Below are 438 nucleotides of genomic sequence, written 5' to 3'. Positions count from 1 at the left end.
GCTGTCGTCGCTGCCGCTGTTTCCGTACATGGACATCAACGTCACGGCGCTGGCGCGCCACCCCTCGGCGATCTGACCGGAGCCTTCCATGCCCTACATCATCGAAACCTTCGACAAGCCCAACCACCAGGAAGTGCGCCAGCAGCATCGCGCGGCGCATCTGGAATACCTGGACGCCAACAAGCAGTTGCTGCTGGCCTGCGGCGCCAAGCTGCAAGACGACTGCAAGGACGCGGGCGGCGGTTTGTACATCGTGGACCTGGACACGCGCGAAGCCGCGCAACAGTTCATCGACGCCGATCCGTTCTCGCAAGCCAATCTGTTCGACCGCGTGACCATCACGCGCTGGCGCAAAGCCTACGTCGACGGCACCTGCCACCTGTAATCCTGTCGCGGCCGCCTTTGCGCGGCCGCGTTTTCATCCAAGGACTTCCCACA

At 63.2% G+C, this 438-nt stretch carries 2 protein-coding genes; both read left to right on the top strand.

Features of this window, described 5'->3' with window-relative positions:
• Position 1: 1 nt before the first annotated feature.
• Entirely contained in the window at positions 2 to 76 is a 75-nt protein-coding gene (locus tag AC0T7J_RS25335) for a muconolactone Delta-isomerase family protein (protein ID WP_473798532.1), read from the top strand.
• 12 nt (positions 77 to 88) lie between these two features.
• Positions 89 to 385 carry a YciI family protein gene (locus tag AC0T7J_RS25330; RefSeq protein WP_473798529.1) on the top strand — a complete coding sequence of 99 codons (297 nt, stop codon included), beginning with the start codon at positions 89 to 91 and terminating at the stop codon, positions 383 to 385.
• The last annotated feature ends 53 nt before the right edge of the window (positions 386 to 438 follow it).

The sequence above is a fragment of the Pantoea sp. E956-1 genome, from assembly GCF_982223955.1.
The sequence above is the reverse complement of the archived record's forward strand: the minus strand, read 5'-3'. Positions and strand labels throughout refer to the sequence as shown.